Below are 15,994 nucleotides of genomic sequence, written 5' to 3' on the forward strand. Positions count from 1 at the left end.
CGCGCTTCTAGTTTGAGGACACATACATAGCAATGAATACCCAGCAGACGACAGAACTTGCAAATCGTCTCGAGGACATACTTCCTCAAACTCAATGCACCAAATGTAGTTATCCGGATTGCCGCGCCTATGCAGAAGCGCTCGCAACAGGCGAGGTCTTACCCAATCGCTGCCCTCCTGGCGGCGTTGAGGGAATTAAAAGACTCAGCGCTGTCCTAGCCTCTATTTTTCCTCAAGATGCGTTTGAGTTACATCCAACGATCGATGCTGAATGCGGCGTGGAACGTCCTAGACCAGTTGCGTTTATTGATCCGAAGACTTGCATTGGGTGCACGCTCTGTATTCAGGCATGTCCGGTGGATGCGATTGTGGGCGCCTCAAAGCAAATGCACGTGGTCTTAGGTGACTTGTGTACCGGTTGCGATCTCTGCATTCCACCCTGCCCAGTAGATTGCATCACTATGATTGATGTCACTCACAATCAAACTGGCTGGGATGCCTGGTCACCTGAATTAGCGGAAACAGCGCGAGCAAGATATGAGGCCCGTGATATCCGACTGGATCGCGAGCAGCGTGACAATGATGACCGCCTGGCAAAGAAAGCAGCTGCTAAGCTGCTAGTAGTGAATGCTGAAAATCCAGACTCAGAAGTAGCCAAAAAAGAACAAGAAAGAAAACGCGCCATCATCGCAGCTGCGATTGCGAGGGCACAACAACAGCAATGATGAATCTCGAAAAGCGCCAAGCCTTCTTTGAGTTACTGAGGGCAAACAATCCCCACCCAGAGACAGAGCTGGAATATAGCTCACCATTTGAGTTGCTAATTGCCGTACTGCTTTCAGCACAAGCCACTGACATCTCCGTCAATAAAGGCACGAAAAAACTCTTTCAAATTGCCAATACACCTCAAGCTCTGTTGGATCTCGGTGAGGCAGGGGTTAAGCCCTATATCCAGCATATTGGTTTATTTAACTCCAAGGGCAAGCATATTCAGGAGACCTGTCGACTGTTGATAGATAAGCATGGTGGCGAGGTACCGCAAAATCGAGAAGAGCTTGAAGCGCTTCCCGGCGTTGGTAGAAAGACGGCTAACGTGATTCTTAATACTGCTTTTGGGCACCTGACTATGGCGGTCGATACCCATATCTTTAGGGTATCCAACCGTACTGGCCTCGCCCCCGGTAAAGATGTAGTGAAAGTAGAGGAGCAACTTCTCAAACGAGTACCCAAAGAGTTTTTGCAGGATGCCCATCATTGGCTTATTCTGCATGGCAGGTACACCTGCAAGGCGCGCAATCCCGATTGTGAGCTGTGTATTGTTGAACCTCTATGCGGCTTTAAACAAAAAACTGGTAAAGGGAAAGTCCGTGGCAATCTTTAATCCAACCCGAGAAGAAGTGAGACGATTTTTTTGCGATACCTGGAAGAAGAAAATAGATAATCACATCCTGACGCCAATGGAAACGCTTGCGAGCGACTGGATGTTGCAACACCCGGAATATCACAATCTTTTAGCGGATCCTGAAGGTGCAATAGCCCAAGATTACACGCCCGAGCGAGGAGAAACCAATCCATTCTTACACCTCTCGATGCATTTATCGATCAGTGAGCAAATCTCTATCGATCAACCACCAGGGATTAAAGCGGTTTCCGAAAAGCTGGCTAAAAAACTCGGCTCTGAACATGAAGCCCAACATGCCATGATGGAATGCTTAGGGCAAGTAATGTGGGAGGCGCAGCGCGAAGGTCAAGCACTGAGTCCCGAAAAGTATCTAGAAGCATTGATGAGTCTGATCTAACATCAATCCTGAGCGTCATTCAGACCCAAAAACTATTTTTCGATAAAAGAGTTTATTCATGATTAAACCAAGCAAAATATTAGCATTTGATGTCTTTGGCACAATAGTGGATTGGCATGGATCGATAGTGGCCGAAGTTGAGAGATTGGGGCTAGCAGTTGATCCAATCGAGTTTGCTAGCGCCTGGAGATCCGGCTATAAACCCGCAATGGCTAAGGTACGCTCGGGCAAGTTGGGCTGGACAAAAATAGATGATTTGCACCGCTCTATTCTGGATGACTTACTGAAATCATTTGATATCAACTCATTATCTGAATCACAAATCCACGATTTAAATCAGATTTGGCATCGCCTTAATCCTTGGCCAGATACCGTCGAGGGCCTTGGAAGACTGAAGCGTCAATCGATGATTGTCACTCTCTCCAATGGTAATCTAGGCCTACTCGCAGATATGGCTAAGAATGCCGCACTGCCGTGGGATCTCATTTTGTCTGCAGAAGTATTTCGTCACTATAAGCCCGACCCAGAAACCTATCTCGGCGTTGCTGATATCTTTGATGTTTCCCCCGAAGAAGTCATGCTGGTGGCAGCACACAAGGATGATCTCCTAGCTGCAAAAGCTTGCGGCCTCAAAACGGCTTTTATCGAGAGGCCATTAGAATTCGGTCCCAAGGTCATTAGAGATGATTTGCACCGTGAAAGCTTCACGGATTATCACGCCAAGGATCTAAATGATCTTGCGACGCAACTAGGTTGTTAAGCCCACCTCACACGTACTCGGCAACCTCTACCAAATTGCCATCGGGATCGCGTAAATATACCGAACGGATTGGCCCTAAGGCGCCTCTTCTCGGAACTGGGCCGACATCGATTGGAACTTGAATCTGATGCAGGTGCTCAATGAATTCATCTAAGGGAATGGCAGCAACTAAACAGAAATCTCCAGACCCAATGGTCGGGACTCTGGCTTTAGTAGGCGTTTCAGTTGCGGCATCCTGAAGATTGATTTTTAACTGGCCAAATTTCAGGGCATGACGTGGCTGACCCTCTGGCCCCCTAAAAAACTCTCTCTCGAATCCCAGAGTGTTCTCGTACCATATTGTGGATATCTCAATATCGGTAACTGTCAGCACAATATGATCAATACGATCAATCATTTTCTTCAAAGCCATTCCTTTTTAAAAAAACTCACCGAGTACACGCAAAACTCAGGCGCGTAATTTCAAATTGTGAATGACATTGATCTATCTGAACTAAGTAATAACCCTTAAATAAGGGAAAACCATCATCCCATTTACTGCCAACTACTGCAGAATTGAGTTTCCAAAAAATACAATAAATGGAAGTGAGACATGAAAAGCAAAAAAGTATTAGTGAAGTCAACTTTACTACTCAGCCAAGCATTCGCTGTTGGATTACTCAGTATCGGCGCAGTACAAACAGCAACAGCCCAAGAATGGCCAGTGAAGCAGGTGACATTCTTAAATCCCTTCCCTGCTGGCGGTGGCACTGATGCATTTGCAAGGCCCTTAGCAGCTCAACTAACAGAGCAAATGGGTAAGCAATTTATTATCGATAACCGAGGTGGTGCCGGTGGCACTGTAGGTGCTTCAGCTGCTGCTAAAGCAGCCCCAGATGGTTACACCTGGTTTGTTGGTGCATCTCATCACACGATTGCACCTTCAATGTATAAAAACTTGGATTACGACATTGAAAAAAGTTTTATTCCAGTCGCCATGATCGCGAACGTGCCTCAGGTGCTAGTAGTCAATCCTCAACGCGTCAGTGCACGTAATGCCAAAGATTTCATTGAGCTAATCAGAAAAAATCCTGGAAGATATAACTATGCCAGTGCTGGTAGCGGCACCGTACATCACTTAGCTGGTGAGTTGTTCAAAATCCAAACAGGTACTTTTATTACCCACATTCCCTATCGTGGTGCTGGCCCGGCTATGAATGACTTGTTAGCAGGTCAGGTTGATTTGGAATTTGACGGTCTTGCTACTTCTGCTCCACAGATTAATGCAGGTAAGTTAGCTGCGATTGCGGTGGCTTCTAATAAGCGTTCGCCCGCCATCCCGAATGTACCTACATTCCAAGAGGCTGGCCTTCCAGACTATGTAGTTTCTACTTGGTATTCGCTACATGCTCCAGTAGGCACACCAAAGCCAATTATCGACAAGATGATTGTGGAAGTGCAAAAGGCTTTGAATACACCTAAGTTAAAAGCTATTTGGGAGAAGAACGGTTCCGACACACCGAATCTTTATGGAGAAGCTTTTGGTAAGCAGGTAAATGCTGACGTAGGCCGTTGGGCTGGCGTAGTCAAGAAGTCTGGCGCCACCTTAGATTAAATAGCCGGTAATAGTCTGAGGCTTGGTGACTCTGCTGCTCTGGTACTTTAAAAGAGCGCTGAGATCTCAGACTTAATTGCTGCGGGCAGCTCCAGAAGTAATTTATTGCGAGCTTCCAAATTGATCACTGAAGTTTGCTGAGTTTTTACCGACCACGCAGATCCAGGAAAGTAGGCATCGTCTCGATATCTCGGGATGACATGCCAATGAATATGTGGAACCATATTGCCCAGTGCGGCAATATTGATCTTGTCTGGTTGCATAACATGGCGCACCGCCCCCTCCACCGCAAAGACTAAGGCCATAAGGTGCTCGCGTTCCCCGTAAGTGAGATCCGTCATTTCAGCGACATGACGATTCCAGATGACACGACAAAAGCCCGGTAGATCCGGATCATTTACGAGAATGACGCGGCAGTCATCTCCACGCCAAATCAATTGACCCTCTTCAGGTTTGAGCTCTTCTTTACAGAGTACGCAATTCGTCATGGAAAGAATGTAAACGAAAACGGCATCTAAGTCACCCTTGTGGGGCAATTTAGATGCCGAGACAGTAAAGACGGATTGTTTACTGTACTGCTATGCACTACTTAGGGATTACCTAGGAATTACTTAGTGGAACTGCTCTTCCTCAGTAGAACCAGTCAATGCAGTGACGGAAGACTTACCACCCTGAATCACGGTAGTCACATCATCAAAGTAACCAGTGCCGACTTCTTGCTGATGCGATACGAAGGTGTAGCCACGATCACGAGCAGCAAACTCTGGCTCTTGTACTTTCTCGATGTAAGCAGTCATACCGCGCTGCATGTAGTCCTGAGCTAAGTCGAACATGTTGTACCACATCGAATGAATACCGGCGAGGGTAATAAATTGGTACTTGTAGCCCATTGCACCCAATTCACGTTGGAACTTAGCAATGGTTGCGTCATCTAAATTCTTCTTCCAGTTGAATGACGGTGAGCAGTTGTAAGCCAACATCTTGCCAGGAAACTTCGCACGAATTGCTTCAGCGAATTGACGTGCAAAATCCAAGTCTGGCGTACCTGTTTCACACCAAACCATATCAGCATAGGCAGCGTATGCCAGTCCACGGGAGATGGCTTGATCTAAGCCCTTACGTGTTTTGTAGAAACCTTCTGGTGTGCGCTCGCCTGTCAAGAATGGCTTATCGTTTTCATCGTAGTCTGAGGTCAGCAGATCGGCTGCTTCGGCATCGGTACGAGCCAAGATAATGGTGGGAACACCCATCACGTCCGCAGCCAAGCGTGCAGAAATCAACTTCTGAACCGACTCAGCGGTCGGCAGCAATACCTTACCGCCAAGGTGACCGCACTTCTTTACAGAAGACAATTGATCTTCAAAGTGAACGCCCGCAGCACCCTGCTTGATCAATGCTTTACTTAATTCAAATGCATTCAATACACCACCGAAACCGGCTTCAGCATCGGCAACGATAGGAGCGAAATACTCAATGTAACCAGCATCGCCTTTGTTGATACCTTTAGCTGTTTGGATTTCATCAGCACGTTGGAATGAGTTATTAATCCGCTCAACCATCTTCGGTACTGAATCTACTGGATACAAGGATTGGTCTGGGTACATTGCTGCGTATGAGTTGCCGTCTGCAGCCACTTGCCAGCCTGACAGATAAATTGCTTGCACACCCGCTTTAACCTGTTGCATAGCTTGACCGCCAGTCAAAGCGCCTAAACAATTTACGTAGGCTTCGTTATTGACCAATTCCCACAATCTTTCCGCACCGTGTTTTGCCAAGGTGTGTTCAATCTTTAATGAACCACGGAGACGGACAACATCCTCGGCTGTGTAGCCTCGGGTAATCCCTTTCCAGCGTGGATTGGTGTCCCAGTCTTTTTGAATTGCTGCGATTTCTGCTTTGCGATCTGTCATGCTTTTCTCCCTGAGTTAAATAAAAACATCTAGTGACCAATAATGAAATTGAATTAAGACATTTAAGTCTTATGTCTTATGTCTTATGTCTTATGTCTTATATCTTATATAAGAGTGTACGCATCGGAAAAAAGCTTGCAAGTACTATTTCATCAATCAATGAAAATAATTAATTCATTTAATTCAATAAGTTAGAATACATATTTTGCATTATGAAATGGCTATCCAATGGGCGAAAGAGAGCCATGGCTGAAATATTGCCCTACGTTTTACGTATGGGAATATCTTTTCATATTATGAAAAGATGACAGCTAAATTAAGCCGGTTTAGCTGCAGTGATCGTTGCCACTCTAAACCCAGTCAAGATAATCATGAGCTGGAGTAGAGCAACACCTACAAATAAGAGTTTAGGCAAACCTACATCTAGGAAGATGCCGAAGATTAGCGGGCTCAAAGCAGCGCCCAAATCAATACCTGAATACACGATGCCGTAAACCCTACCCGATGAGCCTGATGGTGTTGCAGAGCGGATCATCAAATCACGTGATGGTGCGGCAATTCCGAGGCCAAGACCAATCACAATAAAGGCGATCACAATCAACTCAACAGGAACCACACCGGTAGCCACTAAAAGACCCATGACGATATTGACGGAAAAGCAGATCGTAATAATGCGCTCTGGGACTTTTAACTTGCTAGCCAAATAGCCACCCAATAACATGCCTCCAGCGCCGCCCAAAGACATGAGTGTTAAGTAGTAATTACCAGAGCTCACGGCGATGTCGTAAATTTTGAATAATGCTGTGGGCGCAAAAGATTGCAGGCCAGTAGTGGCTGCCATGCTGAAGAAAAAGAAGATCCAACACAGCCAGACGACTGGCAACTTCAGGAAGCCAAAAGTGCTTAAGGGAGCGCCGCCAGGATTGCTTGCGATATGACTAGCTTCGGACTCATCTCGCCTGGCTTGCACATCATCCATCAAGCGCGCACGACTAACCCACAGGGTTACTAGAATCAGTACTTCTAATACAGCAGCAGATAAAAATGCAATACGCCAATCAGCGATGGTGGTAATGGCCACCATAAATGCGGGAGCGGCAGCCCAGCCGATATAGCCAGTTACCCCATGAATGGAATAAGCATAAGGCAAATTCGGTGGTGAAATTTTATGATTGATGAGTGTGTAATCGACAGGGTGAAAGACGCCATTGCCACAACCCGCAATGACCGCGCCTAATACCAACATGGCATATCCATTGCTTTGCGAATACACCAGCGCGGATAAGGCCAGTAAGCCCACTCCGACAAGCAGAACAGGTCGAGCACCAATACGATCAACTAGAAAGCCAGACGCCGCTTGAACAACGCAGGAGACCACAAAGAAAATGGTCATGAGCAATCCGAGCTCAGCGTAGTTAAAGCCAAACTCCGCCTTCAACCAAGGGAACATGGGAGGCAGAATTAAATGAAAGAAATGAGAGCTGCCGTGCGCCAGGCTAATTAAACTCACCACCCGGACATCACTGGCACGTCTCAATGTGAGTGCATCAGTCATGTACCGAGTTTACTGGTGCAGGAATGTTCCTGCACCATTTCTTTAGCAACTACCTAGTGAACCAGGCGTGTAAAGCTAAAGTCGCCCTGTTTATCTACATCTACCGGCACTACATCCTTAGGGCCAAATGTACCCTCCAGAATCATCTTAGAGACTGGATTCTCGATATATTGCTGGATGGCACGCTTCAGGGGTCTGGCTCCAAATACCGGATCAAAACCCACCTCTGCGATTTTCTTCAAAGCGGCATCACTGACTTCTAGCTGCATATCAATCTTTGCCAAGCGATCGGATAAGTTTTTGAGAAGGATTTTCGCAATATTAGCGATATTGTCTTTATCCAAACCATGAAACACGACGATCTCGTCAATTCGGTTTAAGAACTCAGGACGGAAATGGCCCTTTAGCTCTTCAAACACCGCCTCTTTAATCGCCAACTGCTTCTGACCGACCATCGACTGAATGAGGTGTGAGCCAATATTACTGGTCATCACAATCACGGTGTTCTTAAAGTCCACAGTGCGGCCTTGACCATCTGTCAAACGGCCGTCATCAAGAACTTGCAAGAGCACATTAAAGACATCCGGATGGGCTTTTTCAATTTCGTCGAACAGGATCACGCTATAGGGATGACGACGTACTTGCTCGGTAAGGTAACCGCCCTCCTCATAACCCACATAACCCGGAGGCGCACCAATCAGACGAGCAACACTATGCTTTTCCATGAACTCACTCATGTCGATACGAATCAAGTGCTCTTCACTATCAAACAGGAAGCCAGCCAAGGCTTTGCAAAGCTCGGTCTTACCGACACCAGTAGGCCCCAAGAATAAGAATGAACCGTAAGGGCGGTGCTCTTCTGCAAGACCGGCGCGGGAACGGCGGATCGCATCCGATACCGCACGAATCGCCTCTTCTTGACCTACTACGCGTTTATGCAATAACTCTTCCATCTTGAGCAATTTGTCACGCTCACCCTGCATCATCTTGGACACCGGAATACCCGTTGCACGTGATACGACTTCTGCAATTTCTTCGGCACCAACTTGAGTGCGCAAAAGCTTGTGTTTGACAACACCCTCTTTATCACCCTTTGCTTCGGCAGCAGCGGCAGACTTGAGCTTCGCCTCTAGCTCAGGTAGCTTGCCGTATTGCAACTCAGCGACTTGCTCCAACTTACCTTCACGCTGTAGCTTATTAATATCAGCGCGTACTTTCTCAATTTCTTCCTTAATGTGGGCGGCACCTAATACAGCGCCTTTCTCCGCCTTCCAAATCTCTTCAAGATCAGCGTACTCAGCGCCCAAGCGTTTAATTTCATCCTCAATTAAGCCAAGGCGTTTTTGTGAAGCCTCATCTTTTTCTTTCTTCACTGCTTCGCGCTCAATCTTCAACTGAATCAGACGACGTTCGAGCTTATCCATTACCTCTGGCTTGGAATCAATCTCCATTCGGATGCGGGAGCCTGCTTCATCAATCAAGTCAATTGCTTTGTCTGGCAAGAAACGATCAGTAATGTAACGATGAGATAACTCTGCCGCTGCAACGATTGCAGGGTCAGTGATTTCGATACCATGGTGGAGCTCATAACGCTCTTGCAAACCGCGCAAGATTGCAATCGTGGCCTCTACGCTAGGCTCTTCCACCATCACTTTTTGGAAACGGCGCTCAAGTGCAGCATCTTTTTCAATGTACTTACGGTACTCATCTAGCGTGGTTGCGCCGATACAATGCAGCTCGCCCCGAGCCAATGCGGGCTTGAGCATATTGCCGGCATCCATAGCACCATCACCCTTACCTGCACCCACCATCGTATGTATCTCGTCGATGAAGATGATCGTTTGACCTTCATCTTTAGCTACGTCACTTAGAACGGCCTTGAGGCGCTCTTCGAACTCGCCACGATACTTGGCACCAGCCAATAGCAGCGCCATATCCAATACCAAGACACGTTTATTTTTGAGGGTTTCAGGGACTTCGCCATTGACGATGCGTTGAGCTAAGCCCTCCACAATTGCGGTTTTACCTACGCCTGGCTCACCAATTAAGACGGGGTTATTTTTGCCCCGACGTTGCAAGATCTGAATGGTACGACGAATCTCATCATCGCGACCGATCACTGGATCGAGCTTACCCATACGAGCGCGCTCGGTTAAGTCGATGGTGTATTTTTTTAAGGCCTCACGTTGACCTTCAGCATCCGCACTATTCACTGACTCTCCTCCGCGCACTAAATCAATAGCCGCCTCTAACGATTTACGATTTAAACCATTCTCACGGGCAAGCTTACCTAGCTCCCCCTTGTCATCTGCCACCACCAGCAAGAACAACTCACCAGCGATAAATTGATCATTACGTTTGTTGGCCTCTTTTTCACATAAGTTCAGCCAATTACTGAGGTCACGACCCACTTGCACCTCACCGCTCGTGCCCTGCACCTCTGGCAGATTGCTAATGAGCTTCTCGGCGCCTTTTTCCAAGCCAGCAACATTGACGCCAGCACGCGTTAATAAACTTTTAGCACCGCCGTCAGAATCACGCAGCATGGCCAGCAGCAGATGTGCCGGCTCAATGTATTGATTGTCTTTGGCCAAAGCTAGGCTTTGCGCCTCGCTCAGTGCCTCTTGAAATTTAGTAGTTAATTTATCGATTCTCATTTTTTCACCCTATTAGCTGAATCTAGTCGATCTAGTCGATCTACTTTTCAATATATGTATCTATAGAATATAGGGGCATTGTGACTAATTTCAAGTATTTCAGACCTTTTTTAAGCGAATTTATCCCCTATTTTGACTTGGCTTGTTTACCTTCTAGAGTGCGCTGATGGCAGCTATTACGCCGGTATCACCAACCGTCTTGATCATCGCTTAGCAGCCCATAACTCGGGGGAAGGTGCGCGTTATACGAGGGGGCGAAGACCGGTCATTCTCTTGGCAACACAAGAGCACCCTGATCGATCTGAAGCCTCCAAGGCAGAGTCAAAGCTCAAGAAATTACCCAGAGCAGAAAAGCTGGGATTTTTTAAATAGGCTGGGATATTGACCAGAACCTACGCAGCACCCTGAACCCCTAAAGGGATCACCTGACTCTTGAAGTTTCCTGCCAATGCTTTTTTTAAGATCTTGTAGATATCCAAGTCAAACTCGCCCTCTCCTGAGTCAGCCAACTCATAGAGCTCTTCCTCGTTGATTGCGGTACCCAGATAACGCCATCGATCCACTACATGCATATGGCCAGCTTCTTTGATCGCAATGGGGCCTGAATATGGCCAAACCTGAACCTGAAACAATTCCAAGGTAGTTTTGAGTTGTAGATTGTGCAACTCAATGGGGGAGTCTCCAATGCACGCACCCCCACATTGCTTTACCTGGTAACCAAAGCAAGCCTTGCCCTCAATACGCTTCTCCAAGCCAAGTAGCGCCTCACAGAGTCGATATTTTTTTGCAATGGCTTTGAGATAAGAGTTAGCCTCTCTTTTGCTGTAGAACAAGCCATACAGATTTTCTTGAACTCCGGGATCTAATTCACGGTGACCGACTAGGCTCGGCGTTAGCACGCCATCCTGATCCAATTCTAATTTCCAAGCGCAGAGGTCTTTGGATCGGCGTAATTTAATGTTCATGCTGGGCATACGTTCTTTAATGAGGCGCGACTCCAGAATCAGGGCGCCCAATTCCCCGCTAGTCTCAATCCAATCGATATCCCTGATTTGTAAGGAGAGCTTCATTTCCTTTCGCAAGGTGAGCGCCCCCTGAAAATGTCCCATCACCCTGCTGCGTAAGGAAATACTCTTACCGATATACAGCGGAACTTGATTCTCGCCATAAAAAATATAGCAACCCGGCTTTTCTGGAATCAAATCCACCAGTGCTTTATCAATATTGGGCGGCAAGCTCGCATTGCCGATCAGTTGATTTACTGCCTTAAGAAGCGCTTCACGACCGAGCTTAGCCTCGCACACTCGCCAAAATTGGAGAAGCAAATCAGCATCGCCCAATGCGCGGTGACGTGCGCTAATCTGTAGGCCATGAGCACTGATAATGGTGTCGAGATTGTGTCTCGGCTGCTCTGGAAATAATAATCTGGAGAGTTTCACGGTACACAGCACTTTGGGCTTAAAGTCGATGCCTACCCGCTTAAAAGATGCCTTTAAAAACCCATAGTCAAATCGTGCGTTATGGGCTACAAAGATTTTGCCCTCGAGCTCTCGAGCAATCTCTGTAGCCAAGTCTTCAAAAGGCGGCTGGCGACCTACCATCTCCGGCCGGATGCCGGTTAAGCTTTGGATATTTTGCGGAATAAATGCTTGGGGATTGATGAGACTTTCCCAAGTATCTACCTGATCATGAATCAGAGATTTGATACCCACTTCGGTAATGCGATCACGCTCAAAATGAGAGCCTGTTGTCTCAATATCAACAAAGGCTAATGGGGGATATTCCTGATCACTCAAGGACATGCCAGATTTTGCGAATCATCTCAGCTTTAACTGGATTTGTGCAGATAGTCACCAAAGCTAAATATGGAGTTTGGTCCTAGCGGAACATCCTCCACCTTCTTAAAAGGTGCCTTAATGACTCGCTGAACCTCGCCCTTGACTGGCTTATCGATTTTAATTTCTGAATAAGCTGGTGCGTAAGAAATCGTCTGACGCTCCGGAGCTGCCTTAGCCTCACTAAATCGAGGTACGTAGTCCTTGATAGCATCGGAGAGGCTCACATTGGCCATACAGCCAAGCATGTAAGTCTCAAGGGATTGATACAACTCGCTTGCCACATCGCAGGCCTCAACCTTGCGTTTTTTTATGTAGTTCATGGCCAACACCACGTCTTTAATAGTGACCATTCGGGGGTCTTGCAAGAGCGTATAGCCGCCGTTACGCCCCTTTGTACCCTTAACGATTCCGGCGGCACGTAAGGCACTTAATAGCAACTCAATCCTGCTGATCGATAGTTTTTGACGTTGTGCCAACTCTAGGCCGGTTACTGGGTGAACGCTACCCGAATGCGAAGCGATATCGACCAAAGTATTGAGTGCGGCCCTCACAGCTGTATTTACGTTCATGTTGAATTTAGCAATTATGTTGAATTACATTCAGTATCGGGTTGAACGCCGATTTCTGCCGAGCACTGAGCTTTAACCCTTTTTTACTTATGGTTGTCATCAACCCAAGTAAGGTCTGATCTCAGCAATCAAACTTCGCAATTGCTCAGGTCTTAAAAACTGACCAAGCTCAACGCTTTGCCCCGTCTGCGCTATAGAGAAAGTTTTTTCACGCTCTTGCGGCTGAGACAGTCTGGCCCAGCGGGTATTAAATTCAATCACGGTTTCTTTATAGGCGATGAACTTCTTCACCACCAAACGGGTACCGCTGATCTCTATCTGCTCAAAATCCAAGGCATGTCTGCAGTACACCAAAAAACCGATTGTCACTGCAGTCAGCTCGATTGCAGTGAAGATCAGAATCATCTTTACCCCGACCAATAAAAAACCGGTGGCTACGGTAACTGACAGACAAACCAGACCCAAATAGAACTTGAGCAACTGAGAGGGTGTCAGCGAACAATTTCGCCGCATTTTCCAAGTTTTCATGCTGGAAAATTGTCAACGGTTAATTGGTGGCAGCTTTGGCCTGTTTGGCCTTCTCAAGCTGATCAGCGCTACGCTGCTGAAAATCGACCATGGTGTGGTAACCCATCTGATAGCAGGGGCAATGCTTGCCCAAAATCCAACGCGCAAGCTTAACTCGCAATTTTTGCATCATGTTTATTCTCCTGTGAATAGGTAGCAATTTAGCTGAAATCCCAAATTACTGCTGAACATGGCGCTATTTCAAGTACTCAGCAAACTAAACGTAAATCCTTTAAATTAAACGGATGACAAAACCCTCTTTAACCGCTAGCTGGATTCCCTTATTTCCTCTGGGAACCACCCTATTTCCGGGTGGCATCATTGCGCTCAAAATTTTTGAAGCACGCTACTTAGACATGATGAAGCGTTGCCTTCGCGAAAATACCCCCTATGGAGTAATCAGCATTCTGGCTGACAAAGCCGTTGACTCAGATACTTCCGTAGCGCACTTTTCTGATATTGGTACCTTGGCAACATTAGAGGAATTTGATCCAATTCAGCCAGCCCTCTATATGACCAAGTCTTATGGAATACAACGATTCAAAGTACTCAATCTCCGACAAGAGTCTGATGGTTTGTGGATGGGCCAGATTGAGCTGATTGCCGCTGACCCTGAAATCCCATTACCAAAAGAACATGAAAAGGTAGCCTCGCTCCTGCAGGAGATCATGTCTATTATTAAAAGTGAAGATCTATTGGGAGATGGCGCATTTAGGATGCCAGCAAATCCCGATGATTGTGGCTGGGTCTCTAATCGGTTGGCTGAATTACTACCACTCCCCCTCGCGCAGAAGAATCACTTACTTGCGCAAAGTAACCCCAGAATTCGACTCGATTTGATTTCAGAAATCATCGAGGAAGATGGCTTGCACAACATCGTCATGCATTAAAAAATGATTGATGAACTCATTCGTCGATCTATTCGACAAATGGTGGGCGGCGGAGGCCCGCCGATCGCTTTTTTATCCCCCGCCGGCGATCGAGGCTTTTTTGGCCCCGAGTCCATAGCCTGGAAGGTGCATGCAGATTTTGTTTCAATGATGATCGGCGGCATCAGCTCCTTGGTACTGCAGGCCCTGCACCCTAAAGCACTCGCTGGAGTGTGGGATCACTCGACTTTCAGAGAGGATCTGAAAGGTAGATTAGGCAGGACTGCATTCTTTATTGCCGCAACGACCTATGGCTCCAATGAAATGGCCAACAATGCCATTCATCGCGTCAATCAGATTCATCAAAAAGTCACGGGATTCGATGAATTTAACCAACCCTACAGGGCAGATGATCCGAACTTGCTAGCATGGGTTCATCTGACTGAAACCTTTAGCTTTATGAGTTCCTATGAGTCATACCGAAGTGAATCTCTTCATGCCCAGCAAAAAAATCAGTACTTTGCGGAAATGAAAATGCTTGGGGAGAGATTGGGCGCTATTGATTTACCCAATACTTATGATGGCACTCAGTTGGCAATACAACATTACCGCGATCAACTACATTATGGAGAGAGGGCCAAAAGTATCATCGGTCTCCTCGATAGCTTTCCAAGTAATCTCATCTCCAGGCCATTTGTCAAAATGATTACTGGCGCAGGTTTTCTGAATCTACCAAATTGGGTATACCCCATCATTCATCGTCCAGTACCAAGTCGATTAGAGCGACTGGCGATGCGTTCCACCATTCGACTGATGGCAATCCCCGTCAGAGAAGCATTAAAGGACGGCGTAGCCGCCCACTCCCTCCGTAGGGTTTACGGATCATCCTTATGAAAAATCAATCATGATCACAAATTATCTTATTGCAGGCATGGTGGGAATCATGCTGTTCTTTACTGTTGTCGTAGCCCCTACCGTATTTAAAGTATTGCCCGTAGAGTGGTCCAGTAAATATGTCCGAAACTTTTTCCCAAAATACTATGCTTTTTTAGGCCTAGTTACTCTAGTAACCGTATTTACTGAGCAAGATCCTGTTAACAGGCTCTACCTGATCGCCTGTGTGATTCTGTTCGCTTTCACATTATTTTTTCTCACCGGAAGAATTAATGCAGCAAAAGATGAGGGGAGAAATAAGCAGTTCCATGTCTTACATGGCTTAAGCGTCGTGATTAATGTGATTCAACTCGGTATCTTTATTTACCTGCTGGCTATTTCACTATGAGACTATCTACCCTAATCATCTCTATCGGCTTGTTTGTTACTGCACTATCCCCTGCACAGGCTCAACAGGTAAATACAACTCAAGTTAGCCCTGGCTACAAAGAGTCTTGTGTCAAAGAGCAGATGCAAGTGCACGCTAAATTAAAAGGCATTTCTGCTGGGACGTTCAATGACTTCTGTGACTGCACGGCACGCCAACTTAGCAACAGTCTCAGTGCCGCTCAACTGAAAGAGCTCAATCAAAGCAAGAGTCGTCCAGAATGGTTTAAGACGGCAGAACAAGCTGCTGGCAAGGTTTGCTTAAAAGAAGATCCTAAGACTCAGGTTTAGCGTCTTTAGAGTGCACATCTTTAAGATCGGCACTAGAGTCTAAAGAACTCGTTTTTGCTGACATCAGGGGTGGTGCACTCATTTTCTCGCCATCCCATACCTGGCCACACCAGCACTCCCCCGCATCGTTAATGATGCAGACGCCGGAACCACAACAACGTTTATCTGGTGCTTTCATGATTCACCTTTTCATCCTGAACAATTCATAATGAGGCCTATTCTAGAGTTTTTAACCAAATAGCGCACTCATCCCTTCAGCCCGATT

At 46.6% G+C, this 15,994-nt stretch carries 20 protein-coding genes; 10 read left to right on the forward strand and 10 right to left on the reverse strand.

Going from position 1 to position 15,994, the window contains the following annotated elements; genetic code table 11:
• Positions 1–32: 32 nt before the first annotated feature.
• The 4 genes from rsxB to DN92_RS07680 are packed head-to-tail and all read left to right on the forward strand — an operon-like array spanning position 33 to position 2,559.
• Positions 33–725, forward strand: a complete 693-nt coding sequence (rsxB, locus tag DN92_RS07665; protein WP_173960676.1) for an electron transport complex subunit RsxB — start codon at positions 33–35, stop codon at positions 723–725.
• Positions 725–1,381, forward strand: a complete 657-nt coding sequence (gene nth, locus DN92_RS07670; protein WP_173961305.1) for an endonuclease III — start codon at positions 725–727, stop codon at positions 1,379–1,381. The genes rsxB and nth overlap by 1 nt, the downstream gene beginning before the upstream one ends.
• Positions 1,368–1,799: a DUF1841 family protein gene (locus DN92_RS07675; protein ID WP_415836379.1), complete on the forward strand. Its 432-nt coding sequence runs from the start codon at positions 1,368–1,370 to the stop codon at positions 1,797–1,799. The genes nth and DN92_RS07675 overlap by 14 nt, the downstream gene beginning before the upstream one ends.
• Before the next feature lie 58 nt (positions 1,800–1,857).
• The gene (locus DN92_RS07680; protein ID WP_173960678.1) at positions 1,858–2,559 is read left to right on the forward strand and encodes a haloacid dehalogenase type II; all 702 of its coding nucleotides are present in this window, start codon (positions 1,858–1,860) and stop codon (positions 2,557–2,559) included.
• A 7-nt stretch (positions 2,560–2,566) separates the two neighbouring features.
• On the opposite strand, the gene DN92_RS07685 is transcribed toward DN92_RS07680, so the two are convergent.
• A complete protein-coding gene (locus DN92_RS07685; RefSeq protein ID WP_173960679.1) occupies positions 2,567–2,971 on the reverse strand; it encodes a VOC family protein in 405 nt (134 codons plus the stop codon).
• 180 nt (positions 2,972–3,151) lie between these two features.
• Here DN92_RS07685 and DN92_RS07690 point away from each other — a divergent pair, with 180 nt between their 5' ends.
• Positions 3,152–4,153, forward strand: a complete 1,002-nt coding sequence (locus DN92_RS07690; protein ID WP_217426018.1) for a Bug family tripartite tricarboxylate transporter substrate binding protein — start codon at positions 3,152–3,154, stop codon at positions 4,151–4,153.
• A gap of 47 nt (positions 4,154–4,200) precedes the next feature.
• Here the strand turns inward: DN92_RS07690 and DN92_RS07695 are convergent, their stop codons facing one another.
• The 4 genes from DN92_RS07695 to clpB form a co-directional block, all read right to left on the reverse strand.
• Positions 4,201–4,641: an HIT family protein gene (locus tag DN92_RS07695; RefSeq protein WP_173960680.1), complete on the reverse strand. Its 441-nt coding sequence runs from the start codon at positions 4,639–4,641 to the stop codon at positions 4,201–4,203.
• A 123-nt stretch (positions 4,642–4,764) separates the two neighbouring features.
• Positions 4,765–6,063 carry an isocitrate lyase gene (gene aceA, locus DN92_RS07700; RefSeq protein ID WP_173960681.1) on the reverse strand — a complete coding sequence of 433 codons (1,299 nt, stop codon included), beginning with the start codon at positions 6,061–6,063 and terminating at the stop codon, positions 4,765–4,767.
• 316 nt (positions 6,064–6,379) lie between these two features.
• Positions 6,380–7,618 carry an MFS transporter gene (locus DN92_RS07705; protein ID WP_173960682.1) on the reverse strand — a complete coding sequence of 413 codons (1,239 nt, stop codon included), beginning with the start codon at positions 7,616–7,618 and terminating at the stop codon, positions 6,380–6,382.
• A gap of 53 nt (positions 7,619–7,671) precedes the next feature.
• On the reverse strand, positions 7,672–10,275 hold the full coding sequence (gene clpB, locus DN92_RS07710; RefSeq protein ID WP_173960683.1) for an ATP-dependent chaperone ClpB: 2,604 nt from the start codon (positions 10,273–10,275) through the stop codon (positions 7,672–7,674).
• Positions 10,276–10,407: 132 nt separating this feature from the next.
• On the opposite strand from clpB, the gene DN92_RS07715 reads away from it, so the two are divergent.
• Positions 10,408–10,647, forward strand: a complete 240-nt coding sequence (locus DN92_RS07715; protein WP_173960684.1) for a GIY-YIG nuclease family protein — start codon at positions 10,408–10,410, stop codon at positions 10,645–10,647.
• 20 nt (positions 10,648–10,667) lie between these two features.
• On the opposite strand, the gene DN92_RS07720 is transcribed toward DN92_RS07715, so the two are convergent.
• The 4 genes from DN92_RS07720 to DN92_RS07735 form a co-directional block, all read right to left on the reverse strand.
• Entirely contained in the window at positions 10,668–12,077 is a 1,410-nt protein-coding gene (locus DN92_RS07720) for a 3'-5' exonuclease family protein (RefSeq protein WP_173960685.1), read from the reverse strand.
• A gap of 26 nt (positions 12,078–12,103) precedes the next feature.
• Positions 12,104–12,682, reverse strand: coding sequence for an RrF2 family transcriptional regulator (locus DN92_RS07725; RefSeq protein ID WP_173960686.1), 579 nt, complete (start codon positions 12,680–12,682; stop codon positions 12,104–12,106).
• Between the two features lie 99 nt (positions 12,683–12,781).
• On the reverse strand, positions 12,782–13,210 hold the full coding sequence (locus DN92_RS07730; RefSeq protein WP_173960687.1) for a DUF2244 domain-containing protein: 429 nt from the start codon (positions 13,208–13,210) through the stop codon (positions 12,782–12,784).
• A gap of 19 nt (positions 13,211–13,229) precedes the next feature.
• Positions 13,230–13,382: a hypothetical protein gene (locus tag DN92_RS07735; RefSeq protein ID WP_173960688.1), complete on the reverse strand. Its 153-nt coding sequence runs from the start codon at positions 13,380–13,382 to the stop codon at positions 13,230–13,232.
• Positions 13,383–13,494: 112 nt separating this feature from the next.
• Here DN92_RS07735 and DN92_RS07740 point away from each other — a divergent pair, with 112 nt between their 5' ends.
• The 4 genes from DN92_RS07740 to DN92_RS07755 are packed head-to-tail and all read left to right on the forward strand — an operon-like array spanning position 13,495 to position 15,729.
• Positions 13,495–14,139 carry an LON peptidase substrate-binding domain-containing protein gene (locus tag DN92_RS07740; RefSeq protein WP_217426019.1) on the forward strand — a complete coding sequence of 215 codons (645 nt, stop codon included), beginning with the start codon at positions 13,495–13,497 and terminating at the stop codon, positions 14,137–14,139.
• Positions 14,140–14,142: 3 nt separating this feature from the next.
• Positions 14,143–15,012, forward strand: coding sequence for an oxygenase MpaB family protein (locus DN92_RS07745; protein WP_173960689.1), 870 nt, complete (start codon positions 14,143–14,145; stop codon positions 15,010–15,012).
• A gap of 10 nt (positions 15,013–15,022) precedes the next feature.
• Positions 15,023–15,400, forward strand: coding sequence for a DUF4149 domain-containing protein (locus DN92_RS07750; RefSeq protein WP_173960690.1), 378 nt, complete (start codon positions 15,023–15,025; stop codon positions 15,398–15,400).
• Positions 15,397–15,729 (forward strand): hypothetical protein, encoded by a 333-nt coding sequence (locus DN92_RS07755; protein ID WP_173960691.1) that lies wholly within the window; start codon positions 15,397–15,399, stop codon positions 15,727–15,729. The genes DN92_RS07750 and DN92_RS07755 overlap by 4 nt, the downstream gene beginning before the upstream one ends.
• Here DN92_RS07755 and DN92_RS07760 read toward each other — a convergent pair.
• Positions 15,713–15,907, reverse strand: a complete 195-nt coding sequence (locus DN92_RS07760; RefSeq protein ID WP_173960692.1) for a hypothetical protein — start codon at positions 15,905–15,907, stop codon at positions 15,713–15,715. The genes DN92_RS07755 and DN92_RS07760 overlap by 17 nt on opposite strands.
• Positions 15,908–15,994 lie beyond the last annotated feature (87 nt).

Origin of the sequence: Polynucleobacter arcticus (genome assembly GCF_013307205.1) — a bacterium.
GTDB lineage: Bacteria > Pseudomonadota > Gammaproteobacteria > Burkholderiales > Burkholderiaceae > Polynucleobacter > Polynucleobacter arcticus.